At 74.8% G+C, this 26,471-nt stretch carries 25 protein-coding genes; 12 read left to right on the top strand and 13 right to left on the bottom strand.

What is annotated here, in order from left to right:
* Window positions 1–76: 76 nt before the first annotated feature.
* The 5 genes from FB558_RS35250 to FB558_RS35230 form a co-directional block, all read right to left on the bottom strand.
* Window positions 77–280 (bottom strand): hypothetical protein, encoded by a 204-nt coding sequence (locus tag FB558_RS35250; RefSeq protein WP_142061220.1) that lies wholly within the window; start codon window positions 278–280, stop codon window positions 77–79.
* A 74-nt stretch (window positions 281–354) separates the two neighbouring features.
* Window positions 355–1,530, bottom strand: coding sequence for an aminotransferase class I/II-fold pyridoxal phosphate-dependent enzyme (locus FB558_RS35245; protein ID WP_142061218.1), 1,176 nt, complete (start codon window positions 1,528–1,530; stop codon window positions 355–357).
* Complete coding sequence (locus tag FB558_RS35240) at window positions 1,527–2,018, bottom strand: Lrp/AsnC family transcriptional regulator (protein WP_170231694.1); 492 nt, start codon at window positions 2,016–2,018, stop codon at window positions 1,527–1,529. Before FB558_RS35240 ends, FB558_RS35245 begins: the two co-directional genes overlap by 4 nt.
* A 9-nt stretch (window positions 2,019–2,027) precedes the next feature.
* Window positions 2,028–3,218, bottom strand: coding sequence for an aminotransferase-like domain-containing protein (locus FB558_RS35235; RefSeq protein ID WP_142061216.1), 1,191 nt, complete (start codon window positions 3,216–3,218; stop codon window positions 2,028–2,030).
* A gap of 457 nt (window positions 3,219–3,675) precedes the next feature.
* Window positions 3,676–4,242 (bottom strand): Uma2 family endonuclease, encoded by a 567-nt coding sequence (locus tag FB558_RS35230; protein ID WP_142061214.1) that lies wholly within the window; start codon window positions 4,240–4,242, stop codon window positions 3,676–3,678.
* A gap of 95 nt (window positions 4,243–4,337) precedes the next feature.
* Between FB558_RS35230 and FB558_RS35225 the strand changes: the two genes are divergently transcribed.
* Window positions 4,338–5,732, top strand: coding sequence for a replication-associated recombination protein A (locus tag FB558_RS35225; protein ID WP_142061212.1), 1,395 nt, complete (start codon window positions 4,338–4,340; stop codon window positions 5,730–5,732).
* Window positions 5,733–5,763: 31 nt separating this feature from the next.
* Here the strand turns inward: FB558_RS35225 and FB558_RS35220 are convergent, their stop codons facing one another.
* Window positions 5,764–6,390, bottom strand: coding sequence for a TIGR03086 family metal-binding protein (locus tag FB558_RS35220; RefSeq protein WP_142061210.1), 627 nt, complete (start codon window positions 6,388–6,390; stop codon window positions 5,764–5,766).
* A 51-nt stretch (window positions 6,391–6,441) separates the two neighbouring features.
* Here FB558_RS35220 and FB558_RS35215 point away from each other — a divergent pair, with 51 nt between their 5' ends.
* From FB558_RS35215 to FB558_RS35195, 5 genes are all read left to right on the top strand, one after another.
* The gene (locus FB558_RS35215) at window positions 6,442–6,870 is read left to right on the top strand and encodes a MarR family winged helix-turn-helix transcriptional regulator (protein ID WP_246106988.1); all 429 of its coding nucleotides are present in this window, start codon (window positions 6,442–6,444) and stop codon (window positions 6,868–6,870) included.
* Between the two features lie 93 nt (window positions 6,871–6,963).
* The gene (locus FB558_RS35210; protein WP_142061208.1) at window positions 6,964–9,231 is read left to right on the top strand and encodes an alpha-galactosidase; all 2,268 of its coding nucleotides are present in this window, start codon (window positions 6,964–6,966) and stop codon (window positions 9,229–9,231) included.
* Window positions 9,228–10,175, top strand: a complete 948-nt coding sequence (locus FB558_RS35205; RefSeq protein WP_246106987.1) for a carbohydrate ABC transporter permease — start codon at window positions 9,228–9,230, stop codon at window positions 10,173–10,175. The genes FB558_RS35210 and FB558_RS35205 overlap by 4 nt, the downstream gene beginning before the upstream one ends.
* A gap of 11 nt (window positions 10,176–10,186) precedes the next feature.
* On the top strand, window positions 10,187–11,143 hold the full coding sequence (locus FB558_RS35200) for a carbohydrate ABC transporter permease (protein WP_142061206.1): 957 nt from the start codon (window positions 10,187–10,189) through the stop codon (window positions 11,141–11,143).
* Entirely contained in the window at window positions 11,140–12,504 is a 1,365-nt protein-coding gene (locus FB558_RS35195; RefSeq protein ID WP_142061204.1) for an ABC transporter substrate-binding protein, read from the top strand. Before FB558_RS35200 ends, FB558_RS35195 begins: the two co-directional genes overlap by 4 nt.
* A gap of 40 nt (window positions 12,505–12,544) precedes the next feature.
* Here FB558_RS35195 and FB558_RS35190 read toward each other — a convergent pair whose 3' ends face one another.
* The 3 genes from FB558_RS35190 to FB558_RS35180 form a co-directional block, all read right to left on the bottom strand.
* The gene (locus FB558_RS35190) at window positions 12,545–13,729 is read right to left on the bottom strand and encodes an ROK family transcriptional regulator (RefSeq protein ID WP_211367053.1); all 1,185 of its coding nucleotides are present in this window, start codon (window positions 13,727–13,729) and stop codon (window positions 12,545–12,547) included.
* A gap of 86 nt (window positions 13,730–13,815) precedes the next feature.
* On the bottom strand, window positions 13,816–15,225 hold the full coding sequence (locus tag FB558_RS35185; protein WP_170231693.1) for an FAD-binding protein: 1,410 nt from the start codon (window positions 15,223–15,225) through the stop codon (window positions 13,816–13,818).
* A complete protein-coding gene (locus tag FB558_RS35180) occupies window positions 15,222–16,451 on the bottom strand; it encodes an arginine deiminase (RefSeq protein WP_142061200.1) in 1,230 nt (409 codons plus the stop codon). The genes FB558_RS35185 and FB558_RS35180 overlap by 4 nt, the downstream gene beginning before the upstream one ends.
* Window positions 16,452–16,506: 55 nt before the next feature.
* Here FB558_RS35180 and FB558_RS35175 point away from each other — a divergent pair, with 55 nt between their 5' ends.
* From FB558_RS35175 to rocD, 3 genes are all read left to right on the top strand, one after another.
* On the top strand, window positions 16,507–16,962 hold the full coding sequence (locus FB558_RS35175; RefSeq protein ID WP_142061198.1) for an Lrp/AsnC family transcriptional regulator: 456 nt from the start codon (window positions 16,507–16,509) through the stop codon (window positions 16,960–16,962).
* A 173-nt stretch (window positions 16,963–17,135) separates the two neighbouring features.
* Complete coding sequence (gene ddaH / locus FB558_RS35170) at window positions 17,136–17,909, top strand: dimethylargininase (protein WP_142061955.1); 774 nt, start codon at window positions 17,136–17,138, stop codon at window positions 17,907–17,909.
* Complete coding sequence (rocD, locus tag FB558_RS35165; RefSeq protein WP_142061196.1) at window positions 17,906–19,147, top strand: ornithine--oxo-acid transaminase; 1,242 nt, start codon at window positions 17,906–17,908, stop codon at window positions 19,145–19,147. The genes ddaH and rocD overlap by 4 nt, the downstream gene beginning before the upstream one ends.
* Window positions 19,148–19,194: 47 nt before the next feature.
* On the opposite strand, the gene FB558_RS35160 is transcribed toward rocD, so the two are convergent.
* The 4 genes from FB558_RS35160 to FB558_RS35140 all read right to left on the bottom strand — a co-directional run bounded on the left by FB558_RS35160 (window position 19,195) and on the right by FB558_RS35140 (window position 24,553).
* Window positions 19,195–19,908, bottom strand: coding sequence for a molybdopterin-dependent oxidoreductase (locus FB558_RS35160; RefSeq protein WP_142061194.1), 714 nt, complete (start codon window positions 19,906–19,908; stop codon window positions 19,195–19,197).
* An 88-nt stretch (window positions 19,909–19,996) separates the two neighbouring features.
* Window positions 19,997–22,543: a glycoside hydrolase family 140 protein gene (locus FB558_RS35155; RefSeq protein WP_170231692.1), complete on the bottom strand. Its 2,547-nt coding sequence runs from the start codon at window positions 22,541–22,543 to the stop codon at window positions 19,997–19,999.
* Window positions 22,544–22,614: 71 nt separating this feature from the next.
* Window positions 22,615–23,709: a DNRLRE domain-containing protein gene (locus FB558_RS35145; protein ID WP_142061188.1), complete on the bottom strand. Its 1,095-nt coding sequence runs from the start codon at window positions 23,707–23,709 to the stop codon at window positions 22,615–22,617.
* Between the two features lie 151 nt (window positions 23,710–23,860).
* Window positions 23,861–24,553: a TetR/AcrR family transcriptional regulator gene (locus tag FB558_RS35140; protein WP_170231691.1), complete on the bottom strand. Its 693-nt coding sequence runs from the start codon at window positions 24,551–24,553 to the stop codon at window positions 23,861–23,863.
* A gap of 383 nt (window positions 24,554–24,936) precedes the next feature.
* On the opposite strand from FB558_RS35140, the gene shbA reads away from it, so the two are divergent.
* The 3 genes from shbA (at window position 24,937) to FB558_RS35125 (ending at window position 26,468) form a co-directional block, all read left to right on the top strand.
* Window positions 24,937–25,623 carry an RNA polymerase sigma factor ShbA gene (shbA, locus tag FB558_RS35135; RefSeq protein WP_142061185.1) on the top strand — a complete coding sequence of 229 codons (687 nt, stop codon included), beginning with the start codon at window positions 24,937–24,939 and terminating at the stop codon, window positions 25,621–25,623.
* 111 nt (window positions 25,624–25,734) lie between these two features.
* The gene (locus FB558_RS35130; RefSeq protein WP_142061183.1) at window positions 25,735–26,145 is read left to right on the top strand and encodes a DUF948 domain-containing protein; all 411 of its coding nucleotides are present in this window, start codon (window positions 25,735–25,737) and stop codon (window positions 26,143–26,145) included.
* Complete coding sequence (locus tag FB558_RS35125; protein WP_142061181.1) at window positions 26,142–26,468, top strand: hypothetical protein; 327 nt, start codon at window positions 26,142–26,144, stop codon at window positions 26,466–26,468. Before FB558_RS35130 ends, FB558_RS35125 begins: the two co-directional genes overlap by 4 nt.
* Window positions 26,469–26,471: the final 3 nt, after the last annotated feature.

The raw sequence follows: 26,471 nt of genomic DNA, 5'->3' as shown, positions 1-26,471 counted from the left end.
AGCTCGCACATCGATTGCGGTGCTGCCACACCGACTGCAGTCGGTGTGGCAGCGCGGATGTCGGTGTGCGAGTGCCTCAGGCGGCGCGGCGCAGCGGCGCTGCGGCCACGGGTGCGGTGACCGCGAGCAGGGTCTCGATGCGCCAGAGCTCGGCGCGCGTGCAGGTCGGGCAGATCCAGGCGAGCGAGCCGTCGCGCTCGTGCTGGCTGCTCCACGCCAGCCCGGCGGCGTCGGCGGGGGTGCGCGGCAGGTCGCAGAGCGGGCACGTGGTGCTGTCCATGGGGCCGAGGCTCCCGGACCCGGATTGCCGGCTCGTGAACCCCGCGAGAAGGTTCACGCTGCGTGGACGTCCGACTACCGGACGTCCTGGTGGCCCTCCTCGGCTCGCAGGAAGCGGTCGATCCGCACCAGTGCCTCCTCCAGCAACGGCAGGGCCGTGGCGTAGGAGCACCGCACGTGCCCCTCACCGGACGGGCCGAACACGCTGCCCGCCACCACCGCCACGTGCTCGGCGTGCAGGAGCCGCTCGGCGAACGTCTCGGAGTCCAGCCCGGAGGAGCGGATCGAGGGGAACGCGTAGAACGCCCCACCCGGCTCCGGGCACTCCAGGCCGGTCTCGCGCAGGCCCTTGACGAAGACGCGCCGGCGCCGGTCGTAGTCGGCGACCATGGCGTCGACCTCGTCGTCCGGTGCCGACAGCGCCTCGACCGCCGCGAGCTGCGAGACGTGCGGCGCGCACAGCATCGTGTACTGGTGCACCCGGACCGCCAGATCGGCGACGGGCGCGGGCGCGCAGATCCACCCCACCCGCCAGCCGGTCATCGCGTGCGCCTTGGAGAACCCGCCGAGCAGCACCGTGCGCTCGCGGGCGCCGGGCAGCGTGCCGAGGCAGGTGTGGCCGCCGGTGTAGGTGAGGCGGTCGTAGATCTCGTCGGAGACCAGGTAGAGGTCGTGCTGCTCGGCCAGGCGCACGAGCGCCTCCAGCGCGGCCCGCGGCTGCACGGCGCCCGTCGGGTTGGCCGGCGAGCCGAGCAGGATCGCCTTCGTGCGCGGCGTGATCGCCGCGGCGACGACGTCGGCGTCGACGGCGAAGCCGTCCTCCCAGCGCGTCGGCACGCGCACCGGGGTGCCGCCCGCGAACGCGACGCACGGCTCGTAGGCCACGTAGCAGGGTTCCGGGACGATCACCTCGTCGCCGGGGTTGAGCAGCACCCGCAGCGCGAGGTCGAGGCCCTCCGAGACGCCGGTCGTGATCAGGCACTCGGTGTCGGGGTCGTAGTCGGCGCCGTAGCGCCTGCCGAGGTCCGCGCAGATCAGCTCGCGCAAACGCGGCAACCCGGCGTTGGAGGTGTAGGTGGTGTAGCCCTGCTCCAGGGCGTAGATCCCGGCCTCGCGCACCCGCCACGGCGTGACGAAGTCGGGTTCGCCGACGCCGAGGGAGATCACGTCGTCCATCTCGGCGGCGATGTCGAAGAACCGCCGGATCCCCGACGGCGGACACGCCGCGATGACGTCGTTGAGCGGCTTCACGGGGTCACCGGGAGCCGGTGGTCGGCCTCCTGCGCGGTGAACGCGTCGCCGTCGCGCTTGTAGGTCTTGAGCACGAAGTGCGTGGCCGTGGACTGCACGCGGTCGATCGTCGAGAGCTTCTGCGAGACGAAGTCCGACACCGCCCGGATCGTGCGGGCGATGACGGTGCAGCGCAGGTCGTGGCTGCCCGAGACGAGGTAGACGCTGCGGACCTCGTCGAACCGCGCGATCCGCGCCGCGACGTCGTCGAACCCGACGCCGCGGGCCGGGGCGAGCGAGACGTCGATGAACGCGGTGACGGTCTCGCTGGTGGGGTCGTCGGAGACGGCGTCCCAGTCGACCACCGCCTTGTAGCGGCGGATCGCGCCCGACGCCTCCCACGCCGCGATCGCCTCGCTGACCTCGGCGACCGGGATGCCGGTCATCGTCGCGATCGTGTCGTGGGAGAGCTGGGCGTCGCGCTCCAGCAGTTCGAGGATCTGCCGCACGGCCCGACCCTACGACGCGGTGGTGCGCCAGGCCGCCTCGAGCCGCTGCACGGCGGAGTGCAGCTGCGCGGGCGGGTTCGACGCGAAGCAGAGCCGGGCCGCGCCGGAGAGGTCGCGGTCGACGGCGAACGCGGTGCCCGGCACGAACCCGACCCCGTGCTCCAGCGCCCGGGGCAGCAGCTCGGCCGGGCGGGTGCCGTCGGTGAACTCGAGCCAGCAGAACATGCCGCCTGCCGGCGTGGAGCAGGTGACGGCCGTCCCGAACGCGGCCCGCACGGCACCGGTGAGCGCAGCGGCCCGCTCGCGCAGGGCGGCCCGCAGCGCGTCCAGGTGGGCGGCGAACCAGGCGCGGTCGGCCAGCAGGTCGGCGGCGACGATCTGGGTGAGGCTCGAGGTGCACAGGTCGGTGCACTGCTTGAGCCGCTCGACGGCCGCGAGCAGCTCGGCGGGCGCGCTGAGCCAGCCGACCCGCAGCGCGGGGGCGAGCACCTTCGACGCGCTGCCCAGCCGCACCACCCGCCCGCCGTACGCGGCAACGGGCACCGGCGGCGCGGAGTCGAACGCCAGCAGCCCGTAGGGGTCGTCCTCGACCACGAGGAAGCCGTACCGGTCGGCCAGCTCCGCCAGCGCCGCGCGCCGCGACGGGCTCAGCGTCGCCCCGCGCGGGTTGTGGTAGCTCGCCACGGTGTGGACCAGTCGGGGGCGCAGGCCTGCGGCCAGGCGTGCGGCGAGCACGTCGACCACCATCCCGTCGTCGTCGACGGGCACCGGGTGCAGCGCCGCGCCGGCGGCCTGGAAGACCTGCAGCGCCCCGACGTACACCGGGTCCTCGACCACGACCGGGTCGCCGGGGTCGAGCACCGCGCGCGCCACCAGGTCGAGCGCCTGCTGGGAGCCGCTGGTCACGACCACGCCGTCCGCGTCGAGCGCACGCCCGAGCCGCTCGGACTCGTGCGCCGCCACGACCTCGCGCAGGCGCCGCAGCCCCGCGGTCTCGCCGTACTGGACGGCCGACGGATCGGCCACCGCGGCGGCGAGCGCGGCGGCGACGCGTTCGCGGGGCAGCAGGTCGGTGCCGGGCAGCCCGCCGGCGAGCGAGATCACCTCGGGCCGGGCGGTCAGCGCGAGGAGGTCGCGGATCGCCGACCCGCGCACGTCGCGCAGCCGGGAGGAGAGGGGAACGGAGAGGGGGAGGGTCATGCGGACCGCCTTCGCGTGTCGAACCAGGAACGAGTCGTCCTGGGTCGGCAGGGCGAGCTGAGCGGCGGGCCGGGTGCGGCCCGGTACGAGGATGCCAAACGATTCCTGCGATGCGGTACGGGAATCTCATGTAATGAGATGCTCGTCTCTCGTGCGGCAGCGGTGGGCCCTGCTCCGGTGCGGGTCGTACGCATGGTGCTCGCCACCGCACTCACGGCCCGGTCCGGGCCCTCCAGGCGCCCTTGATCGGCGGAAACGGGACGTGCGCTGCATGGGTGCGGCTCATGTGCGCTGCATGGGTGCGGCTCATGTCCCTGGCTCGGTGATCAAAGGCGTGTCGACGGGGTTGGGACGGGACCACGGCCGGTCTGGACCCGTCGAGCGGTCTCGTGGAGGGCCGGAGGCCGGGCCGGAGCGTTCCGGACCGCCCGGGCGCGTGCCGGACGACGGCCCAGGCTCAGCGGCGGATGAGCGCGGGCAGGTCGATCTCGACGGGGTGACCGGCGACGTCGAGCATGGTGGTGCCGGTGTGCTCGCCGGACAGCTCGTAGGAGTCGTCGACCAGCACGTAGGTGAGCAGGCTGGTGGGCTCGTCGAGGTCGAGGATCCAGTACTGGGGGATGCGGGCCTCGGCGTACTCGGCGAACTTCAGGACCCGGTCGACGCGACGGGTGCCGTCGGAGAGGACCTCGACGGCGAGCAGCACGTCGGTCGCCGCGAGCCGCGGCGGGTTCGCCTCGTACCGCGCAGTGCGGGTGACCACCAGGTCGGGGATCCGGATGGTCAGGGGTGGCTCGGCGACGACGACCTCGATCTCGCCGAGGGTGATGAGGCTTCGGGGAAGGCGGTCGTTGGCGAGCCGGGCGAGGTTGTGGCAGGCGAACTGGTGCCAGGGGAATGGCTGCGGCGACACGGCGATGACCCCTTCGACGAGCTCGAGTCGGACCCCGTCGTCCGGCAGCGCCTCCCACTCCTCGAGCGTGATCAGGTGGTTGGGCCACGGGATCGTCAGCGATCGGGTCATCGCCACCTCCATGTCGATGCCGCGGATCGTCCCACACCGACACGGCGGCGCGGGTGCGTTCGGGGGTGTCGGACCCGGGTGGCAGGCTTGTCGTGATGACGAGCGAGGCGGACGGGCTGTTCGAGCTGGGGGAGCCGGCACCGGCGTCGCCGGCCGGTGAGGCCGGGGTGCCGGCCACCGCGCCGCTGGCCGTCCGCATGCGCCCGCGCACGCTCGACGAGGTCGTCGGGCAGGCGCACCTGCTGCGTCCCGGCGCCCCGCTGCGCCGGCTGGTCGAGGGCGGTGCCGCCGCGTCGGTGCTGCTCTACGGTCCGCCCGGCACCGGCAAGACCACGATCGCCCGGCTGCTCGCTGCCTCCGGGAGCGGTCGCGAGCGGGACATCGGCGCCGCGGGGAGCCGGCACTTCGTGGCGCTGTCGGCGCTCTCGTCCGGGGTGAAGGAGCTGCGCGCCGTCATCGACGACGCCCGCCGCCGCCGCGACCGGCTCGACCAGCAGACCGTGCTGTTCATCGACGAGGTGCACCGGTTCTCCAAGACCCAGCAGGACGCGCTCCTGGGCGCTGTGGAGGACCGGCTCGTGCTCCTGGTCGCGGCCACCACGGAGAACCCGTCGTTCTCGGTGGTGTCGCCGCTGCTGTCGCGCTCGCTCGTGCTGCAGCTGCAGTCGCTCACCGACGACGACGTGCGCGCGCTCCTGCGCCGCGCCGTCGCCGACCCGCGCGGGCTCGGCGGCGCCGTGTCACTGGCGCCGGACGCCGAGGACGCGCTCGTGCGGCTGTCCGGCGGCGACGCCCGCCGGGCCCTGACGGCTCTGGAGGCCGCGGCCGACGGGGTGACCGGCACCGACGCGAGCGAGATCGACGTCCCGGCCGTCGAGCGGGCCGTCACCGAGGCCACCGTGCGCTACGACCGGCAGGGCGACCAGCACTACGACGTGATCAGCGCGTTCATCAAGTCGATCCGCGGTTCCGACCCCGACGCCGCGCTGCACTACCTCGCCCGCATGCTCGTGGCGGGGGAGGACCCGCGGTTCGTCGCCCGCCGGCTGATGGTGCACGCCAGCGAGGACATCGGCCTCGCCGATCCCACCGCGCTGCAGGCGGCGGTGGCCGCGGCGCAGGTCGTGCAGCTGGTGGGGCTGCCGGAGTGCCGCCTCGCGCTCGCGCAGGCCACCGTGCACCTGGCCACCGCGCCCAAGTCGAACGCGGTGATCAGCGGCATCGACGAGGCGATGGCCGACGTGCGCGCCGGTGCGGCCGGCGCGGTGCCGCCGCACCTGCGCGACGGGCACTACGCCGGCGCGCAGAAGCTGGGCAACGCCGTCGGCTACCGCTACCCGCACAGCTCGCCCGACGGCGTGCTCGCCCAGCAGTACCCGCCCGACGCCCTCGTGGGCCGCGACTACTACCGCCCCACCACCCACGGCGCCGAACGGGTGCTGGCCGATCGCGTGCCGAAGCTGCGCCGGGCCGTCCGCGGCGACTCCTGAGGCCGGGGCTCCCGCGGGCGGGCGTCCCGGCTCAGGTCCTCGCCGGCTGCGGGCGCCACGACGGCTCGCGGCCCAGCAGCGTGAGGGTGCGGGTCCAGTCGTCCGCATCCGGGTCGGCGGGCAGCGCGCGGCCGAACGGGGCACCGGGGGCCTCGCGGGAGGCGTCGTCGGGCACCTGCTCGGAGAGGGCGAGGGTCGCGGCGGCGAGGTCGTCGGCCAGGCCCGCGCTGTAGTCGGCGTGGACGCCGAGCGTCGCCGCCACGTCCCAGCCGTGGACCAGGGTGTCGACCAGGTGCATCCCGGCGACGACGTGCAGCGGCGGCCGGGCGCCGAACTCGGGCAGCAGCACGGGGGCCTCGAGGTCGCCTGCCTCGGCGAAGGCGGCGACCACGTCGTCCAGGCCCGCGGACAGCGTCGTGGCGGGGGTCGCTCCGAGCGGGCGCGGGTGGAAGGCCGCGACGTCGACGTCCTCGCCGCCGCGGGCGGCCCGCACCGCGGCGGCGAACCCGTGGTCCTGGCCGGTCATGTGGGCGAGCAGGGCTCGCAGGTCCCACCCGGTGCAGGGCGTGGGCAGGTCGAGGTCGGCGGTCGTGACCCGGTCGAGGACGGGGTGCACCGCGGCGGCGGCGCGGCGGTGGAGCTCCAAGGTGTTCTGCATGAGTAGATCGTCTACCGAAGTAGACGATTGGTCAAGGGCTACCGTTCTGCCGTGGACGGGCAGCGGCACGACCTGGGAGCGGCCTTCGCCTGGCTCGCGCGCGCACTGATGAAGGCCGAGGAGCCGGTGCTGCGGGCGCACGAGGTCGAGATGTGGGACTACGCGGTGCTCACCGCGCTCCGGGAGGGGCCCGCGCCGACCCAGTCGGAGCTGGCGGTCGCGGCCGGGCGCGACAAGACCCGGCTCATCCCGATCCTCGACCGGCTCGAGGCCCGCGGGCTGCTGCGCCGCACCCCGGACCCGGCGGACCGGCGCAACCGCGTGGTCGCGCTGACCGCGGGAGGGCGGGAGCTGGTGGAGTCCTGCCGCGCCGGGATCCGCGAGGTGGAGGCGGAGCTGCTCGCCGGCCTGGACGCGGCGGAGCGGGCCACGTTCGTCGCCGTGCTGGACCGCCTCGCGGACGCCGTGCGCGAGCAGTAGTCCGGGACCCGTTGACGGCGGATAAGTTCTGTCGTAGAACTTACCCGCCCGGCGGTGCAGCAGCCGTCGCACGACGAGGTGAACGGAGCACCGATGCCGTCGATGTCCCCGCAGACCGCCGAGCCGGTCCACCTGCGCGCGGCGGGGGTGAGCGTCGTGCTCGCGACCGGCGGCCGATCGCTGCCCGCGGTCCTCCACTGGGGCGCCGACCTGGGTGAGGTGAGCGCGAGCGACCTGGCGGAGCTGGCCGCCGCCGACGTGCCCTCGACCGTCCCCAACGACCTCGACCAGGTCACCCGGGTCGGCCTGCTGCCCGAGCACGCGGCGGGCTGGAACGGGCGCCCCGGGCTGGCCGGGCAGCGCGGCGGGCGCGCGTGGTCGCCGCTGTTCGCGCTCAGTGACCTCACCGTGGAGCGCCCGCCCGAGGGCGGCGGGCGCGTCCACGCCGTCGGCCACGACGCCGAGGCCGGTCTCGAGGCGCGCCTCGAGCTGGAGCTGCTGCCCTCGGGCGTGCTGCGCCAGCGCGCCACGGTGACCGTCGCCCAGGACGCGCCGGAGGAACCCTTCGTCGTCGACGGGCTCTCGCTGACGCTGCCGGTACCCCCGCTCGCCACCGAGCTGTTCGACCTGGCCGGGCGCTGGGGCCGCGAGCGGGCGCCGCAGCGCGCGCCGTTCGTCGTCGGGATCCACTCGCGGGAGAACCGGCGGGGCCGCACCGGGCCGGACGCGCCGCTGATCCTCGCCGCGGGCACCGCGGGGTTCGGGTACGCCGACGGCGAGGTCTGGGCGATCCACGTCGCCTGGAGCGGCAACCACGTCAGCTACGCCGAGCGGCTGGCCACCGGCGCCGCCGTGCTGGGTGGCGGCGAGCTCCTGCTGCCCGGCGAGGTGCGGCTCGCGCCCGGGGAGTCCTACACCGGTCCGTGGGTCTACGCCGCGCACGCCACCGGCCGGGACGGCGGTCTGGACGGCGGTCTGGACGGCGGTCTGGACGGCGGTCTGGACGGCGGTCTGGACGGCATTGCCGCCCGGTTCCACACGATGCTGCGCGCCCGCCCGCACCACCCGGCGCAGCCCCGCCCGGTCGTGCTCAACACGTGGGAGGCCGTCTACTTCGACCACGACCTGGACCGGCTCGTCGAGCTGGCCCGGGTGGCGGCGGACGTGGGCGTGGAGCGCTACGTGCTCGACGACGGGTGGTTCCGCCACCGCCGCTCCGACCACGCCGGGCTCGGCGACTGGTACGTGGACGAGGGCGTCTGGCCCGACGGCCTGCACCCGCTGGTGCACCAGGTGCGGGAGCGGGGCATGCAGTTCGGGCTGTGGGTGGAGCCGGAGATGGTCAACCCCGACTCCGACCTCGCCCGCGCGCACCCGGACTGGATCCTGCAGACGGGCGGGCGGATGCCGATCGAGTCGCGCCACCAGCAGGTGCTCGACCTGGCGCACCCGGACGCGTACGCGTTCATCCTGGAGCGGCTCGACGCGCTGCTCACCGAGTACCCGATCAGCTACCTGAAGTGGGACCACAACCGGGACCTGCTGGACGCGGGCCACGGGCCGTTCGGGGTTCCGGGCGTGCACGCCCAGACGCGTGCGGTCTACCGGCTGATCGACGAGCTTCGGGCGCGGCACCCGGGCGTCGAGATCGAGTCGTGCTCGTCGGGCGGGCTGCGGGTGGACCTGGAGATCCTGGAGCGCACCGACCGGGTCTGGGGCAGCGACATGATCGACCCACTCGAGCGCCAGCAGATCCAGCGCTGGACCGCGCAGCTGCTGCCGCCGGAGCTGGTGGGCTCGCACGTCGGCTCGCCGCGCTCGCATTCCACCGCGCGCACCCACGACCTGTCCTTCCGCGCGGGCACGGCCCTGTTCGGCTCGTTCGGCATCGAGTGGGACGTCACGACCACCGGGCCCGAGGACCGCAAGGAGCTCGCGGCCTGGGTGCAGCTCTACAAGGACGTCCGCGGCCTGCTGCACACCGGCCGGGTGGTCCGCGCCGACCAGCACGACCCGGCGTTCGCCCTGCACGGCGTCGTCGCCGCGGACCGCAGCGAGGCCCTGTTCGCGCTGGTCCAGCTGGCCACGCCGCTCACCGCGGTGCCGGGGCCGCTGCGGCTGCCCGGCCTGGACCCCGACCGCCGCTACCGGGTGACGCCGCAGTCCCCGGGTGACCGGCCGTCCCTGCGGCAGCGCCGGGGCCCGCAGTGGCTGGAGACGGGGGTGGAGCTGCCCGGGCGGGTGCTGGCCGGTGCCGGGCTGCGGGCACCCGCGCTCAACCCCGAGCAGCTGCTGCTCCTGCGGGTCGCCGAGGTCGGACCCGGGGTCGCGCCCGGAGCTGCACCCGGAGCTGCGCGGTGACCGCCGGGACGACGACGGCGGCGCCCGCGGCCGGCGCGCCGGTGTCCGGCGCTCCCGCCGCCGCCCGTCGCTCGGGCAACACCCGCGAGACCTGGGTGGCGCTGGGGTTCATCGCCCCGACGCTGCTCGGGTTCGTCGTCTTCTACTTCTGGCCCTCGCTGCGCGGGCTGTGGCTCAGCCTCACCGACTACCAGTTCTTCTCCACCAGCTCGTTCGTCGGCCTGGCCAACTACCAGCGGCTGCTGGCCGACGAGACGTTCTGGAACGCGATGGCCGTGACGGTCTGGTACGTCGTGCTCAACATCGGCTTCCAGACCGTGCTCGCGGTGGCGCTCGCGGTGCTGCTGCACCGGCTCACCCGCTCGGTCGTGATCCGCGGGCTGGTCCTGCTGCCCTACCTCGTGGCCAACGTCGTGGTCGCGCTGTTGTGGTTCTGGATGCTCGACGCGCAGATCGGGATCGTGAACCAGGTCCTCGGGTGGGTCGGGCTCGGTCCGATCTCGTTCTTCGGCAGCGAGGCCTGGGCGATCCCCACGATCGCGTTCGTCAACACCTGGCGCCACCTCGGCTACACCGCGCTGCTGATCTTCGCCGGGCTCGTGATGATCCCGCGGACGCTCTACGAGGCCGGCCGCGTGGACGGCGCGAGCGAGCTGCAGATGTTCCGCCGGATCACGCTGCCGCTGCTGCGCCCGGTGCTCGCGCTGGTCCTGGTGATCACGGTCGTCGGCTCGTTCCAGGTGTTCGACACCGTCGCCGTCACGACCGCGGGCGGCCCGGCCGACGCCTCCCGGGTGATCCAGTACTACATCTTCGACCTCGCCTTCCAGCGCCTGGACTACGGCTACGCCTCGGCCGTGTCGGTGGTCCTGCTGGTGATCCTGTCCGTCATCGCGTTCGTGCAGCTGCGGCTGATGCGCGCGAACGAGTCGGACCTCTCCTGAAGGAGCGCCAGATGGTCGCAGAGATCAACGCTGTCGACACCGTCGCGCCGGCCGGCAGCACCCCGGGCAGCCGCACCCCGGGACGGGAGGCCGGGCGCCTCACCGCGGGCCGGGTCGTGGCCTGGGCCTGCCTGGTCGCGATCATCGCGCTCACGCTGTTCCCGTTCTACTGGATGCTGCGCACCGCGCTGTCCAACGGCACGACGCTCGCCACCGCAGGCACCTCGTGGCTGCCGGTCGACTTCACCTGGGGTGCGTTCCGGCGCGTGCTCGGGCTCGCCACCCTCGAGGAGGCGCAGGCCGAGGGCGGGACCGGGTCGGCGGTGGACTTCTGGGTCTACCTGCGCAACTCGGTGCTCGTCGCGGCGCTCATCACCGCCGGTCAGGTGTTCTTCGGGGCGCTCGCCGCGTACGCCTTCGCCCGCATGCAGTGGCGGGGCCGGGACACGGTGTTCTTCCTGATCCTGACCGCCCTGATGGTGCCGCCGATCTTCACGCAGCTGCCGAACTTCCTGCTGATGCGCGACCTGGGCATCCTCAACACCTACGCCGCGATCGTGCTCCCGTTCTTCTTCATGACGCCGTTCGCGGTGTTCTTCCTGCGGCAGTTCTTCCTCGGCATCCCCCGCGAGATCGAGGAGGCGGCGCGCCTGGACGGCGCCGGGCACGTCCGGACGTTCTTCCGGATCATCGTGCCGATGAGCTGGGGCCCGATCACCACGCTCGCGCTGCTGCAGTACGTGCAGGCCTGGAACGAGTACTTCTGGCCGCTGCTGGTGGGCAGCGAGCGCAGCGTCCGGACGCTCACGGTCGCGCTCGGCGTGTTCCGCTCGCAGACCCCGAACGCCGGCCCGGACTGGCCCGGTCTGATGGCCGCGACGCTGATCGCGGCGCTGCCGGTGCTCCTGCTGTTCATCGCCTTCGGTCGCAAGATCGTCGACTCCATCGGCTTCTCGGGGATCAAATGACGCGCACCCGCACCCTCGCCGCGCTCGGTGCGGCCCTCGCCGTCGCGCTCGTCCCGGCCTGCGCGGCCGAGCGCCCGCCCGCGGAACGGGGCGGGTGGAACGAGACCGGCGAGGTCACCTACTGGATGTGGGACGCCACCCAGCTGCCGGCCTACCAGCAGTGCGCGGACGACTTCGAGGCCCGCAACCCCGAGATCGACATCGCGATCGAGCAGGTGGGCTGGGACGACTACTGGGGGCGGATGCTCACCGGGTTCGTCGCGAACGCGGCCCCGGACGTGTTCGTGAACCACACCTCCAAGTACGGCGACTACACCGCGCGCGGGCTGATCGAGCCGCTCGACGAGCTGGTGGCCCGCGACGGGCCGGACCTGTCCCAGTTCGTCGAGGGCACCGGGGACCTGTGGGTCGGCGACGACGGGAAGCGCTACGGCCTGCCGAAGGACTTCGACGCCGTCGGCATCTTCTACAACGCCGGGATGGCCGCCGAGGCCGGCATCACCCCCGAGCAGATGCAGAACCTCACCTGGAACCCGCAGGACGGGGGCACCTACGAGGACGTCCTCGCCCGGCTGTCCGTCGACGTCAACGGCGTGCGCGGCGACGAGCCGGGGTTCGACCCGCGCAACGTCGCGACCTACGGGCTCGGGATCTCCTACCCGCCGGGCGGCGGCTCGGGCCAGACGCAGTGGTCGATGTACACCGCCACCCTGGGCTGGAGCCACACCGACAAGCCGCTGTGGGGCACCCACTTCCACTACGACGACCCGCGCTTCCAGGACACGATCGCCTGGTGGCGCAGCCTGATCGACAAGGGCTACATGCCGCCCGTGGAGCAGGCGGTCGGCAACGAGCCTGCGCAGCTCATGCAGGCCGGCCGGGTCGCGCTGGTCACCGAGGGCTCATGGAACATCGCCACGTTCGCCAAGCTCGGCGGCATCGAGCTGGCCACCGCCGCGACGCCGATCGGCCCGCAGGGGTACCGCGCCGCGATGACGAACTCGCTGGCCGACTCGATCTCGGCGGGCTCGCCGAACAAGGGCGCCGCCTGGAAGTGGGTGCGCTACCTCGCCTCGCCGGAGTGCCAGTCGGTGGTCGCCCAGGGCGGGGTCGTCGTGCCGGCCATCGCGTCCGTGGTGCCCGCGGCCGAGGCCCGCATCGCGGAGTCCGGCCTGGACATCACGCCGTTCACCCGGCACCTGCGGGAGGGCACGGCGTTCCCGTTCCCGGCCGCGCAGCACGCGGCCGACGTCGACGAGATCATGGGCACGGCGTTGGAGCGGGTGATGGCCGGCAGCGCGGACCCGTCCTCGTTCACCGCGGCGAACGACGAGGTCAACGCCCTGTTCACGCAGGGCTGACCGCCCGCGACCGGGAGGGCGCGGGGCCCGCGGGCGGCGATCAGGTCGCCGCAGCCGCCCCGAGCACGTGTTCCTGCACGGCGACGGCCGCGGCGCCGCGAGCCCACTCGGTGAACGGGAACGGGCGGACGTCGACCCGCGGTGGGGCGAGCGGCTCCTTGCGGTTCTCCCGCAGGGCGGTGTCGAACGCGGGGCGCGCGACCTCCACCAGGCCGATCCCGTCGCCGGTGAGGATCACCAGTTCGGGGTCGACGAGGGTGGCGACGTCGGCGACGAGCACGCCGAGCGCACCCGCCGCGTCGTCGACCACCCGGCGGGCGGCCGCGTGGCCGTCCGCAGCGAGCTGCAGCGCTTCCGCGTAGGTGACCGGCCTGCCCACCGCCTGGGCGACGGCCCCGGAGATCGCACGCGAGGACACCAGGCCGTGGGCGCAGCCGCGGTGGCCGTCCTCGCAGACCGCCCACGTGACGACCGGGCGGTGGCCGATCGTCCCGCCGCCGCCGTGGGCGCCCTCGACCACCCGGTCGTGCACGACGATGCCGCACCCGAGACCGGCTCCGATCGTGATCACGAGCAACGACCGCATCCCCCGCCCGGGGCCGAACCAGTGCTCGGCGGCGGTCAGCGCGCGCACGTCGTTGTCGACGACCGTCGGGAGCCCGGTGGCCGCGGCGAGGAGGTCGGCGAGCCGCACCGGCTCGCGCCAGCCCAGGAAGTGGGCGCGGGCGACGTCGCGGCGCTCGACGACCAGGCCGCCGATCCCGACGCCGAGGCCCCTCACGTCCGGGTGCGCCGCCTGGAGCGGCCGCACGACGTCGGCGACGGCGGCCACGACGGCGGCCGGCCCGGGGTCGGGCAGCGGCGCGGTGTGCTCGGCGAGCACGGTGGCGCGCAGGTCGGTGACCACGGCGAACACCGCGTCACCGGTGATCTTCACCCCGAGGAAGCGGCGCGAGGACGCCCGGATGTCCAGCGGCAGCGACGGGCGCCCGGTCCGTCCGGGCCCGTCCGGGCCGTTCTCCGGGCTGCCCTCGACGAGCAGCCCGGAGTCCACCAGCGGGCGGGTGAGCCGGGTGAGCGACCCGGGCGACAGGCCGAGCCTGCGGGCGAGCTGCGCGCGGGGGAGCGGGCCGAACCTCAGGACCTCCACCGCGACGCGCTGCGCGCTGCCGTCGAGCATCGTCCAGTCGTCGGGGAGCGGAGTTCGTTCCGCGACGGAAGTCACCGAGGAACGATAGCTCGCGCCGGCGGGGGCCCGCCGCACCTTTCCCCCATGTGGGACGCGTCGCACGGGTGCCTGCGGGGGCGTGCTCACCGGCGTGGACCGAACACCCCGGGGCCGGGAGTCAGGACGCCGGCCGGGTCGTAGCGGCGCTTCAGGGCCGCCAGGTGCTCCCACCGCTCGCCGTAGTGGGCCCGCCAGTCGGCGGGGCCGTAGGCGACCGTGCCGATCGGGTAGCGGGTGCCGCCCGCCGCGACCGCGCGCTCGACGACGCGGCGGTTGCGCTCCCGCATCGCCGCCGCGAACCCGGCGTCGGCGCCCGGTGGCCCGGCGGTCATGACGGTGAACAGGTGCACCAGCTCGCTGCCGTCCGGTGCGGGCAGGCGCAGCGACGGGCGCGTGAAGGCGGCGCGGTGGTGGCTGTAGAGCAGCACGAACCCGCCGACGCCGACGTCGTGCGGGGCGAGGTCGCCCAGCACGTCCCCGACGGCCGCCTCGACGCCGGCGTCGGGCAGCCACACGGTGACCCACGGCTTGACGAGCGCGTCCCAGCCCAGCTCGGCGCGCAGGTCGGCGACGGCGTCGTCGATGCGGCAGACGTGCTCCAGGTACCCGGCCCCGCGGACGGTCGCCGCACCCGGCCCGACGCTCAGCCCGCGCAGGACGTGCGCGTCGTCGATCTCCTCGTGCGCCCCGGCGAACACGAACGCGTTGAGGTGGTGCACCTCGCCCGCCTCGCCGGGCCGCCACCAGTCGCCGTACACCTCGCTGACCTCGCCGCGGCGCACGAGGGTGCGCAGGTCGGCGAAGAACGCGGCCGGGTCGGCGTAGGGGATGGAGTAGCCGCGCACCCGGGCCGGCGCGGGGACGAGCCCGACCGTGGCCCCGGTGATGATCCCGAACTGGCCGAGCCCGGCGAGGACGGCCTCGAACAGCTCGGGCTCCGCCGACGGCGAGCAGCGGCGCAGGACGCCGTCGCCGGTGACGACCTCCAGCTCGCGGACGTGGTCGACCTGGGCCCCCGTCGCGATCGCCGGCGGGATCCCGCCCACCGAGAGGGTGCCGCCGACGGTGAGGCCGAGGTATCCGGTGGCCACCGGGATGGCGAGGCCGCGGGCGTCGGCGGCGCGGGCGAGCTCCAGCCAGGTGGTGCCCGCGCCGACGGTCGCGTGGTCGGCACCGACCGCGCGGACCCCGGCCAGCGCGCGGGTGTCGACGACGACGCCGCCGGGCACGAGCGACTGGCCACCGGTGGTGGTGCCCAGCCCGCGCGCGGCGACCGGCACGCCGTGGCGCCTGCAGTGCCCGACCACCCGCGCGACGTCCGCGGCGGAGCCGGGACGCAGGACGGCGGCCGGGAGCCCGGTGGCGATGCGACCGGCGTCGGAGGCGTAGCGCTCCCGGGTGGCGAGGTCGCGGTGCAGGGTGCCCTCGAGCCCGGTGCCCTCGAGTCCGGTGCCCTCGAGTCCGGCGCCCTCGAGCGGGGGCAGGTCCGTCACGCGGGGTCCCGCACGACCGGGCAGCTCATGCACCGCGGTCCGCCGCGGCCGCGACCCAGCTCCCCGCCCGGCACGTCGAGCACCTCGATGCCGTTGCGGCGCAGGTACCGGTTGGTGGTGACGGTGCGCTCGTAGGTGACCACGACGCCCGGCGCGACGGCGAGGGTGTTGCAGCCGTCGTCCCACTGCTCGCGCTCCGCGGAGTGCACGTCCTGCGCGGGGGTGAGCACGCGGAGCGCGGGCAGGCGCAGCGCGTCGGCGATGGCGCGGTGCATGTCGTCGGGCCGGTGGTCGGTGAGGTGCAGCTCCTTCTCGCTGTCACCGGGCCGGATCGTGTACGCCGGGAGCATCCCGAGCCCCGCGTACTGCACGAACGTCTCGGGGTCGACCATCGTGAGCACCGTGTCGAGGTGCATGAACGCGCGGGTCTGCGGCATCCGCAGCGCGACGATCCGGTCGACCTCGCCGCCGGCGAACAGCCGCCGGGCGAGGCGTTCGACGCCCTGCGGGGTGGTGCGCTCGGACAGCCCGACGAGCACCGCGCCGTCGCCGAGGACCAGCATGTCGCCGCCCTCGGTGGTGGCGGGCCCGTTGACCGCGCCCTCGGACCAGACGGCGTAGTCCGCGTCGGCGAACAGCGGGTGCCAGCGGTAGACGGCCTCGTAGTGCACCGTCTCGCGCATGCGTGCCTTCTTGCGCATGCTGTTGATCGCCACGCCGCCGTGGATCCACGCCGACGTGTCGCGCGTGTAGAGGTGGTTGGGCAGTGGCTCGAGGACGAAGTCGTCGGCGTCGAGCACGTGGAAGGCGATCGAGCGCGGCTCCGGGATCCGGTCCAGGACCTCCCGCTTCGTGATCCCGCCGACGAGGTGGTCGGCCAGGGTGTCGGGATCCATCGCGTCGACGCAGTTGCGCAGTGCGTCGATCGCGAGCGGCCCGTACACCCGGTCGTCGAAGATCCGGTCCAGGACGTGCTTGCGCGCCTCCGGGATCTCCAGCGTCGCGCGCAGCAGGTCGCCGAACAGGTGCACGGCCACCCCGCGGTCGCGCAGGAGGGCCGCGAACCGGTCGTGCTCCTCCTGCGCCCGGGCCACCCACAGCACGTCGTCGAACAGCAGGCGCTCCCGGTTGCCCGGGGTCAGCCGCTTCAGCTCGAGGCCCGGCCGGTGCAGGATCACCTGCCGCAGCACGCCCACCTCGGAATCCACGCGGTACACGCGGCCCATCGTGCCCGCTCGCCGAGCGGAGCGGGCCGATGACACGACCGGGCAGGATGGGTTCGTGCCGCTCGACCGCCTGGACTCCGAGATCGTCGCGCTGCTCGTGGACGACGCCCGCCGCAGCTACGCCGAGCTGGGCCAGCGGGTCGGGCTGAGCGCGTCGGCGGTCAAGCGCCGCGTCGACCGCCTGCGGGCCGCGGGCGCGATCACCGGGTTCACCGTGCGGCTCGACCCGGCCGCGCTCGGCTGGACCGTCGAGGGCTACGTCGAGCTGTACTGCCGCAACAGCACCGCTCCCGCCGTGATCCGGGCGGCGGTGGACCGGTTCCCGGAGGTCGTCGACGCCAGCACGGTCTCCGGGGACGCCGACGCCGTGCTGCGCATCCTCGCCACCGACATGCGCCACTTCGAGCAGGTGCTCGAACAGATCGGCGCGCAGCCGTTCGTGGCCCGGACCAAGTCGGTGCTGGTGCTCTCCCCGCTGCTGCGCCGCCCGTCGACCCCGCCGCCCCCGTAGCCCGCGCAACGGTCGCGCGGAAGCGCCGCCATCCACGCGGGAATCGTGCGTGGACCAGCAGCGGATCGCGATTGTCCGCCGCGATCGGCGTTCCTACCGTGATCGTCGTGACCAGCGTCCTGCCCCGGCCGTCGCCCGCGACCGCGCGCACCGCGCGCCCCCGCCACTACCTCATGTGCCGCCCCGACCACTTCGAGGTGCGCTACGCCATCAACCCCTGGATGCACCCGGACGTCCCCGTGGACCGCGAGCGCGCCCTCGCGCAGTGGGACGCGCTGCGGCGCACCTACCTCGACCTGGGCCACCGCGTCGATCTGCTCGATCCCGTCCCCGGGCTGCCCGACATGGTCTACACCGCCAACGGCGCCACCGTCGTCGACGGGCTGGTCCTCGGCGCGCGGTTCCGCCACCCGGAGCGGGCCGCGGAGGCGCAGGCGCACCGCGCGTGGTTCGCCGCCGCGGGCCACCCGGTCGTCGAGCCCGAGTTCGTCAACGAGGGCGAGGGCGACCTGCTCGTCGTCGGGGACGTCGTGCTGGCCGGTTGCGGGTTCCGCACCGACCCGCGCGCCCACGCCGAGGCCGCGGCCGTGCTGGGGCGCGAGGTCGTCGCGCTGGAGCTGGTCGACCCCCGCTACTACCACCTGGACACCGCGATCGCCGTGCTCGACGAGACGACGGTCGCGTGGCTGCCCGCGGCGTTCACGCCCGCGGCGCAGGAGGTGCTGCGCGCCCGGTTCCCCGACGCGCTCGTGGCCGACCCCGCCGACGCCGCCGTCCTCGGGCTCAACGCGGTGAGCGACGGGCGGCACGTCGTGCTCCCCGCGCAGGCGGTCGGCCTCGCCGCCGCGCTGGCCGAGCGCGGCTTCGTGCCCGTCCCCGTCGACCTGTCGGAGCTGCGCAAGGGCGGCGGCGGACCCAAGTGCTGCACCCTGGAGGTGCGCGCATGACGGTGACGGACCCGGCCCCGAACTCCGTGACGGCCCTGCACGAGCAGCTCGTGCACGAGCACTCGGCGCACAACTACCACCCGCTCCCGGTCGTGGTGGCCCACGGCAGCGGGGCCTGGGTCACCGACGTCGAGGGGCGCCGCTACCTCGACTGCCTCGCCGGCTACTCGGCGCTCAACTTCGGGCACCGCCACCCCGACCTGGTCGCCGCGGCCCACCGGCAGCTCGACCGGCTGACCCTGACCAGCCGGGCCTTCGGCAACGACCAGCTCGGCCCGTTCTGCGCCGAGCTCGCGGCGCTCGTGGGCAAGCAGCGCGTGCTGCCGATGAACACCGGCGCCGAGGCCGTCGAGAGCGGGCTGAAGGTCGCGCGGAAGTGGGGCTACGAGGTCAAGGGCGTGCCCGCGGACCGGGCCCGGATCGTCGTGGCCGCGGGCGGGTTCCACGGCCGCACGATCAGCATCGTCGGCTTCTCCACCGACCCGGAGGCCCGCGGCGGCTTCGGTCCCTTCACGCCGGGCTTCGACGTGGTGCCCTACGGCGACCTGGGCGCGCTCGCCGCCGCCGTCACCCCCGACACCGTGGCGGTGCTGCTCGAGCCCGTGCAGGGCGAGGCAGGCGTGGTCGTGCCGCCCGCCGGCTACCTGGCCGGGGTCCGCGAGGTCTGCGACCACGCGCGCGTGCTCTTCGTGGCCGACGAGGTGCAGGCCGGCCTCGGCCGGACCGGGCACGTGCTCGCGACGCGCGCGGCGGGCGTCGACGCCGACGTCTACCTGCTGGGCAAGGCGCTGGGCGGGGGCATCGTGGCCCTGTCGGCGGTGGTCGCCGACGACGAGGTGCTGGGCGTGCTGCGCCCCGGCCAGCACGGCAGCACCTTCGGCGGCAACCCGGTCGCCTGCGCCGTCGGCCGCGCGGTGCTGCGGCTTCTCGCCGACACCGGGCCGGACGGGGTGCTCGCCGCCGCGCGCAGGCTCGGCGACGCGCTGCACGCCCGGCTCGCGGGGCTGCGCGGGCAGGGCGTGGTCGCGGTGCGCGGTGCGGGCCTGTGGGCCGGCGTGGACATCGACCCGAGACGGGGCGACGGCCGCGCGGTGAGCGAGGCACTGGCCCGCCGGGGGGTACTGGTGAAGGACACCCACGGGGCGACGATCCGGCTCTCGCCGCCGCTGGTGGTCACCGAGGACGAGATCGACCTCGCCGTCGACGCGCTCGCCGACGTGCTGGTCACCGACCTCTGATCGCCCCGCCCGCGCCCCGCCCGCACTGCGGCCGCGGGGTCGTCGCATCAGGACGGGGAGCGGGTCGACCTCCGGGAGTCGCGGCGGTTCAGCCAGGCGATCAGCGGGGTGAGCGCGCGGCCGATGAGGCGGTAGGTCCGCGCGTTCAGGTACGGGTCGCGCTCCTCGAGGGCCACCCTGGCCCGCGGGTGCTCGCCGAGGACGCGGCCGGGCCTGGGGAACGTGCGCGTGGCCTCCAGCGCGACGAGGTGCTTGATGTTCTTGTAGCCGTACTGGGCGGGGCTCACGAGGCGCAGCGGAGCCCCGTGGTCGTCGTCGAGCGGCCGGCCGTCGAGCCGGTCGGCGAGCAGGACGTCGTCGGCCAGCGCGTCCCGCATGTCGAGGACCGCCGTGACGCCGTCGTCGCCGTGGGCGATGACGGCGACGGCGCCGGTGGGCCCGCAACGGGGGACGACGACCTGCTCCCAGAACTGCCGGAACGAGACGCCCGACCACTGCAGGCCGGTGGCCGACCAGGTGGCGACGCAGTGGAAGTCGGCGGTGCGCGTGACGCGGGGGAGCGCGTCGAACAGCTCGGTGAGCGGGAGCCGCAGCTCGTGCTCGACCGCGCCGGTGACGGCGAGCTCCGCGACGGCGGGCGCCTGCGGCCGGGGCGGGAACGGCACCCCGAAGCGGGGGAAGTCGCGACGCAGGCGCTGGCCGGGCGGGAGACCGGCCGGGGGAGCGCTGTCGACGGCCGACGGGTGGCGTGGTGTCCGCATGCCGACCAGGCTCGGGCACCGGAGGCGCCCGCTGCTCCCGCAGGAGGGGGAAGCCGCTCCCTCCGGTGGGGGAGAGCGGGTGGGCGGCTCAGGGCGCGTCGAGGACCAGGACCCAGTCCTGCTCGTCGGGCGCGGTGTACGAGCCGGCGCCTGCCGCCTCGCCGGCCCAGGACTCGCCGGTGCGCGGGTCGAACCACGTGACCTGCGGGCTGCTGCTCGCGAGCACCGAGGTGTCCACGTCGACGGAGCCGCCCTCGGGCAGGTAGACCATGGCCCAGCTGCCCGACTCCGACCGGGTGGCGCGCCCGGCACCGGAGGTGATCAGCGACCGGTCGGGGATCCGGTCGAGGAAGGAGCGCGAGAGCAGCAGGTCCTTGAGGTGGCGCATCTGCGTGGCGCCCTCGTGCCGGATCGCCTCCTGCCACGCGTCGCGGACCTCGTAGGGCGCGTCCATGCCCGGTTCCCAGAACTGGTGCACGGCCCCGTTGCCGTAGGTGTGCCCGGCCGCGCCGGAGAAGACCTGGTAGTAGGCCGCGCCGCGGGCGTGCACCGCGGTCTTCCAGCCCTCCCGGGAGTTCCAGTTGAACGGGTGCTCCTCGTAGAACACCTCGCTGTCGATCACCGGCTTGGGCGGGCTCTTGCCGTAGTCCTCGACCAGCAGGGTGGTGAGCTGCGCGAACGGCACCTTCTTGTGGCTGCCCTGGATCAGGTTGAAGTCGAGGACCGGGCTGTCGTTGGGGAACATCTCGGTGGAGGACTCCTCGCCCCACGGGTGGAACGAGATCAGCCGGTCGTGGGTGTCGGTGGCGCGGATGCCCTCGGCGAGCGCTCTCCACACCTCCGGGGTGTTGGCGCCCGCGTTCGACTCGCGATCCCCGCCGAGGACGAAGAAGACGTCCTTGCCGCCGTAGCGCTCGCCCAGGAACTCCCCGTAGGCCCGGGCGTTGGAGGCGTTCAGCACCTCCGGCCCGTCCTGGACCATGCTGCCCCATGCCGCCCAGAGCGCGACGTACAGGCCCTGCGCGTTGGCGTAGTCGATCATGTAGTCGACGTCGTCCCAGTAGTCGTCGTCGGGGCCCGGCCGCACGTCGGGCCGCGCGGGGTCCTCGTCGACCAGCGGCGTGTGGCCCGCGGGGGTGGGGACCTCCAACCCGCCCTTCTCGGCGAGGGCGACGGCCTGGATCACGGTGAACCCCTGTGCGGCGCGCGTGTCGAGGTAGAGCCGGGCGTCCTCGCGGTCGGCCCGGTGGAACAGCTCCCACCCGGTGTCGGCGAGCCAGAAGAACGGCCTGCCGCCGGGGTGCTGGAGGAACCGCCCGTTCGCCGAGACCTCGACGGGCGGGAGGCCCGCGGCGTCGCCGGGCTCCTGCGCACCGTCCGGGCGGGGCGGCCGGGAGGAGACGCCCTCGGCCTCGGACGCGAACCGGCGCGCGGGGGGCTCGGTGCGCGGGCCGGTGAGCAACGCCTCCAGGTCCGCGCGCGTCGGCTCCTCCTCGCCGGTGATGGCGAAGTAGGTCACGCCCGCGTCGGACACGTCGCCCTTCTCGGCCAGCTCGAGGCGGGAGTGCAACCACTCCAGGTCCGGGTCGCCGGAGTCGAGCAGGTAGTCCCAGTCGGACATGTCGGTGGGGCCGAGGTTGCCGTTCTGGTCGGGGATCTGCACCCGCCGGCAACCGAGGTCGATCACGTCGTCGTAGGAGTGGCCGCCGTGGTCGGTGGCCCCGTGGGTCTGGTTGAACGTCCCCTCGCCGTGCGAGACGCACCGGACGTTCTCGCGGGCCTGCGGGTCGGCGGCGTCGAGGGCCATCCAGGTGGTCTCGACGGGGCCGCCGATCACGATGGTGAGCTCGTCGTCGGGGGTGGAGGCGTTGATCTCGGCGGTGAGGTCGGCCACGCCCGCCGCGAGCCCGTCGGGGTCGGCGGCGTCGTAGAAGGCCGAGGTGTCGAAGCCGAACCGCTCCGCGGCCCCCAGGACGCTCTCGGTCATGTTCTCCCGGTGCGTCGGGTCGGAGTCCCAGATGTGGTTGTCGTAGGTGAAGTTCACGAGGTTCGGCTGCAGGCCGCGCTGGGCGAGGATGGCCAGTGCCATGGGCGCGGATGCCCAGTCGTCCTCGTCGTGCTGGTTGCCGTCGGCGCCCACGGCGATGCGTCCGACGCCGTCGCCCGGCCCGGGAGCCGCGTCGCCGCGGTCGCGCTCGGCGGGCGGTTCCTCCTGCTCGGCGCCCCCGCAGCCCTCGGGCGGCGCGCCGTCGGCCGTGATGCCCCGGCGCTCGAGCGCGGCCCGCAGGCGCTCGGCCCGCGGGTCGCTCTCGCCCGCCAGCGACCCGGCGAGCCGCACCGCGGCGGCGTGCCACGGGCACGGGTCCTGGCCCGCGCGCACCGGCACCGCCCTGTCCTGCACCGCCCTGTCCTGCACCGCCCCGTCCTGCACCGCCCCGTCCTGCACCGCCCTGTCCTGCACCGCCCTGTCCTGCACCGCCCCGTCCTGCACCGCCCCGTCCTGCACCGCCCCGTCCTGGGTCGCGGCGAACTGCACGGCGGGGGTCGGCACGGCGGGAGCCGGCGCGCCCGCCCCGGCGGTGGCCGCGGCGAGCACGGCGAGGGCGGCGGCTGCCGTCCGGGCGGAGAACCTCACGGCGGGGATCCTCCTGGACGCGCGCGGCCCCCGTGGCGTTTTCGGCTCATTCGTTCGGGCGTTGCGGGCGGTCACGCGAGGGTGACCTCCAGGTGCGGGACGTGCGGGCCCTCGGCGGAACCGAACCGCTTCCACCCGAGCGGGTCGCGCTCGTCGCCCGCGCGCAGCTGGACGCCCCCGGCGGGGGCCCCGGCGTCGGCCCAGGCACGCACCAGCCCGGTGACGTCGACGGCGGACCAGCCGCCCGCGCAGGCGGCGTGCCCGCGCGTCTCCGTGCTGGTGGCCCACATCCGGTCCGCGGCGGGCTGGGTCGACCACCGGGTCTGCGGGCCCGCCGCGGGCGCCGACCACACCTCCCACGCCCGCGGCGCGCACGACGCCGACCAGTCCTGGTGCACGAGCAGCCGCGCGGCGGTGACCCGCTGCCCGGCGAGCGCGGCCGTGTCCCACGTGAGCAGGCTGCGGGCGAGCGCCGTCCCGTCGTAGGTGCCCAGGCGCAGGTCCGGGTCACCGGAGAGGTCGGTGCGCGCCACCGTGGTCTGCACGGTCGTGTCGAACGGCACCGGAGCGGGACCCGCGGGCGGCGCGGCGGCCACCACCCGGCTCACCGCGGACTCGGTCTCCACCAGTGCCTCCCCGGTGAGCGGCTCCCCGGCCCCCGCGGGCCGCCCGTCACGGCGCAGCGCCAGCGGCGGCACGGGGGCCGCGGCGGGGTCCGTCCGGCGCAGGGACGCGACGAATCCGCTGCGGGTCGCCTCGACGACCAGGTCGTGGCCCGGCTGCGCCTGCGGGTAGGTGGCGCGGTGGCCGGTCAGCCGCGGGGCGGGCAGCGGCGTGGTCCGGTCCAGGGCGGCGCTCCCGCCGCCGGCGAAATGGACGACCGGTCCGGTCGGGGTCAGTGCGAGGTCGTGCGCGACCGCGGTCGGGCGCACGATGCCGTCCGGACCGGCCACGAGGGTGAGGTCGACGGGGCGCCACCGCGCGCCCTCGCGCAGCCGAACCGGTCCGGCGTGCAGGGTGACGGTGCGGGAGCCGTCGGGTTGCCGCACGGTCGTGCTGGTCTCGGTGCGCCCCTCCTCCACCTGCCCCGCTCCCGGTGGCGCCGCGTGCGCCGGGGGTGGCGCCACCACCGCGGCGAGCCCCGCCACCGCCACAGCCGTCGCCACCGCCACCGCGCCGAGCGCGCTTCCCCGCCGTCGTCGAGCCTCTCGCGTCACGTCCGCAACGGATAGGCCCGGTGCGGGGGCCCTGACAAGATCACCGGGCGCGGTGCCCCACCCGTGGACCCGAGGTCCACCCGTTGGGGGAGCAGCAGGGTCAGTGCACGCGGCCGAACGGACGCGTCCGCTCGCCCGCCGCGGTGAGCAGCTCCGGGCGGAGCATCCCGAAGAGCACGGTGAGCAGGAGCTCCGCGGTGATCTCGGCGGGCTCGTCGGCGTGGTTGATGCTGCGCAGCAGCAGGAGGTTCGCGATCATGCCGCTGGCCTCGAGCGCGGTGGGGAACGGGCGCAGCTCGCCGGTGCGCTGGCCGTGCTCGATCAGCATCCGCAGCGGCTGCGGCACCGGGGCCAGCGTGCGCGGGTCGATGTCGTCGCCCGGGTCGGGCGGGCCGGACACCTTGATCGTGTACTCCTCGACGGCGGACCAGAACGCCGCCGTGAGCCTGCGGTTGCGGTGGCTGATCCGCGCGAGCGCCCGCACCTGGTCGGTGAGGGCGTCGACGACGGGCCGGCCCGCGCGCAGGTCCTGGTCGGCCTGCACCAGCAGGGGCTGCACCAGCGGGCCGTAGACGCAGCCGACGAGCACGTGCTTGGACGGGAAGTGGTTGTAGGCGGTGGCCGCGCTGACGCCCGCGGCGGCGGCGATGTCCTCCATGCGCGTGTTCGCCCACCCCCGGGCACCGAACGTGGCGTCGGCGGCGTCGAGGAGCGCCCGCCGCGTACGGTCGCGCTTGGTCTGCGCCGCCCGCGCGCGCGGATCGTCCGGGAGAGTGGAGTCGGAGGCTGCCATTGAGCGCAGCGTAACCGTTTTCGGGCCGAACTGCTCTTGACTCCAACTTGGGTGCGACACCAGACTGCCTACTTGAACGTCGAACGACTCCGGACGTGCAGGGCACGGCACGACCGGACGTACGGGTGGGGCACCGGACGGGGCCTGCGGTCGGGGGACGCAGCAGGTATCCGCGTGACGGTCCGGTGGCTCACAGCAGCGAGATGTAACGCACAGCAGTACCCAGCACGATCGCAGTGCGCGCCGCCGGTCGGCACCGGGGCGCGTCCGTGTCGCCGGCGAGTCCATCGCCGGTGCAGGGGGAGGGGAACCCGAATGAACGCGTTGGACCAGTGCTGCCGTCCCACGGCCGGCGAGCACCACGTGCCGCCGGAAGCACGGCGATGACCGCCCTCGCGGAGGACCCGGCGCCGGACCCGCGGCTCGGGGCGGGCCACGTACCCGGACCCGGGCCCGCCGTCGCGGGTGAGGGCGACCCGCCGGTGCTCGAGGGGCTGCTGCGGGGCGCGGTCGCGGGCGAGCCGCAGGCCCGCGAGCGGCTGCTCGAGGAGATCCACCCGCTCGTGCTGCGGTACTGCCGGGCCCGGCTGGGCAGGCAGGAGACCGTGATCGGCGCGGCCGACGACGTCGCGCAGGAGGTCTGCCTCGCGGTCGTCAACGCGCTGCCGACCTACACGCTGCGCGGGCTGTCGTTCCGGGCCTTCGTCTACGGGATCGCCGCGCACAAGGTCACCGATGCGTTCCGGGCGATCGGGCGCAACCGGGCCGAGCCGGTGGCCGACCTGCCCGACCCGCCGGTGGTGCACGACGGGCCGGAGCACCATCTGCTGCAGGTCGAGCTCACCGAGCGGCTCGGCGCGCTGCTGCAGCGCCTCACCCCGCGCCAGCGCGAGGTGCTGGTGCTGCGGATCGCGGTCGGCCTGTCCGCCGAGGAGACCGCGCTCATCGTGGGCTCCACGCCCGGCGCCGTGCGCGTCACGCAGCACCGCGCGCTGAACCGGCTGCGGCGCAAGGTCGTGACCGCCGAACCGGTCACGGACGAGCCCGACGGGGCCGACGACCCGCAGTGACCGATCCGGTGCTCCCGGCGTGCCCCGAGCGTGTTCCGGGGCCGCCGGGGAGTAGCCTGGCGTCGATCAACATCGGGCGTGCGGACTCCGTGCGGACTCCGGGGAGGCTTCGTGTCGGCTGGCCAGATCGCGGCGCTCATCGCCGCGGGGGCCTTCGTGGTCCTCGTGCTGCTGCTGGCCGTCCCGCTGCTGAAACTGGGCCGCACGCTCGACGAGGCCACGGTCGCCATCCGCAAGGCCCACGAGGGCGGTGACCCGCTGCTGCGCGACGCGCAGACCACCCTGCACCAGGTGAACACCCAGCTGGAGCGGGTGGACGGCATCACCTCCAGCGCGCGCACCGTCTCGAGCAACGTGTCGGTGCTGACGTCGCTGTTCACCGCCACCCTCGGTGGTCCGATGGTGCGTGCCGCGGCGCTCACCTACGGCGTCAGCAAGGCCGTCAAGGCCCGGCGCGCCGGTCGCGACGCCGGTGCCCACTCGCTGCGCACCCGGCCGGGCCGCCGGAGGGGTAAGCGGTGAAGAGGCTGTTCTGGCTCGGGTTGGGGCTCGCGGTGGGCGTGTACGCCACCCGGCGGGCCAGCGAGGCCGCGCAGCGGCTCACGCCCGCCGGTGTCGGGGCCAACCTGGCCGACGGGCTGCGCGAGCTGGGCGCGGGGCTGGGAGCGTTCGGCGCGGAGGTGCGGGCCGGGATGACGGAGCGCGAGCGCGAGCTCGCCACTCTGGTGGAGCGCCGCACCGGCGCACCCCTGCCGTCGATCGCCGACGCGTTCGCCGACCCGGAGCCGGCCCCGGCTCCCCGCGCGCGAGCGCGCAGGGCAGGGGGCCGCGGCGCAGGGGCCTGACCC

It is taken from the genome of Pseudonocardia kunmingensis (assembly GCF_006716445.1).
GTDB classification, from domain to species: Bacteria; Actinomycetota; Actinomycetes; order Mycobacteriales; family Pseudonocardiaceae; genus Pseudonocardia; species Pseudonocardia kunmingensis.
This window is presented reverse-complemented; position numbering and strand designations above follow the sequence as displayed.

What these genes read in the sequence shown, in the direction of transcription:
- FB558_RS35250 (WP_142061220.1), bottom strand. Translation starts at nt 280, where the DNA reads ATGGACAGCACCACGTGCCCGCTCTGCGACCTGCCGCGCACCCCCGCC.
- FB558_RS35235 (WP_142061216.1), bottom strand. Translation starts at nt 3,218, where the DNA reads ATGACCCTCCCCCTCTCCGTTCCCCTCTCCTCCCGGCTGCGCGACGTG.
- FB558_RS35230 (WP_142061214.1), bottom strand. Translation starts at nt 4,242, where the DNA reads ATGACCCGATCGCTGACGATCCCGTGGCCCAACCACCTGATCACGCTC.
- FB558_RS35225 (WP_142061212.1), top strand. Translation starts at nt 4,338, where the DNA reads ATGACGAGCGAGGCGGACGGGCTGTTCGAGCTGGGGGAGCCGGCACCG.
- FB558_RS35220 (WP_142061210.1), bottom strand. Translation starts at nt 6,390, where the DNA reads ATGCAGAACACCTTGGAGCTCCACCGCCGCGCCGCCGCCGCGGTGCAC.
- FB558_RS35210 (WP_142061208.1), top strand. Translation starts at nt 6,964, where the DNA reads ATGCCGTCGATGTCCCCGCAGACCGCCGAGCCGGTCCACCTGCGCGCG.
- FB558_RS35200 (WP_142061206.1), top strand. Translation starts at nt 10,187, where the DNA reads ATGGTCGCAGAGATCAACGCTGTCGACACCGTCGCGCCGGCCGGCAGC.
- FB558_RS35195 (WP_142061204.1), top strand. Translation starts at nt 11,140, where the DNA reads ATGACGCGCACCCGCACCCTCGCCGCGCTCGGTGCGGCCCTCGCCGTC.
- FB558_RS35180 (WP_142061200.1), bottom strand. Translation starts at nt 16,451, where the DNA reads ATGGGCCGCGTGTACCGCGTGGATTCCGAGGTGGGCGTGCTGCGGCAG.
- ddaH (WP_142061955.1), top strand. Translation starts at nt 17,136, where the DNA reads ATGTGCCGCCCCGACCACTTCGAGGTGCGCTACGCCATCAACCCCTGG.
- rocD (WP_142061196.1), top strand. Translation starts at nt 17,906, where the DNA reads ATGACGGTGACGGACCCGGCCCCGAACTCCGTGACGGCCCTGCACGAG.
- FB558_RS35160 (WP_142061194.1), bottom strand. Translation starts at nt 19,908, where the DNA reads ATGCGGACACCACGCCACCCGTCGGCCGTCGACAGCGCTCCCCCGGCC.
- FB558_RS35140 (WP_170231691.1), bottom strand. Translation starts at nt 24,553, where the DNA reads ATGGCAGCCTCCGACTCCACTCTCCCGGACGATCCGCGCGCGCGGGCG.
- shbA (WP_142061185.1), top strand. Translation starts at nt 24,937, where the DNA reads ATGACCGCCCTCGCGGAGGACCCGGCGCCGGACCCGCGGCTCGGGGCG.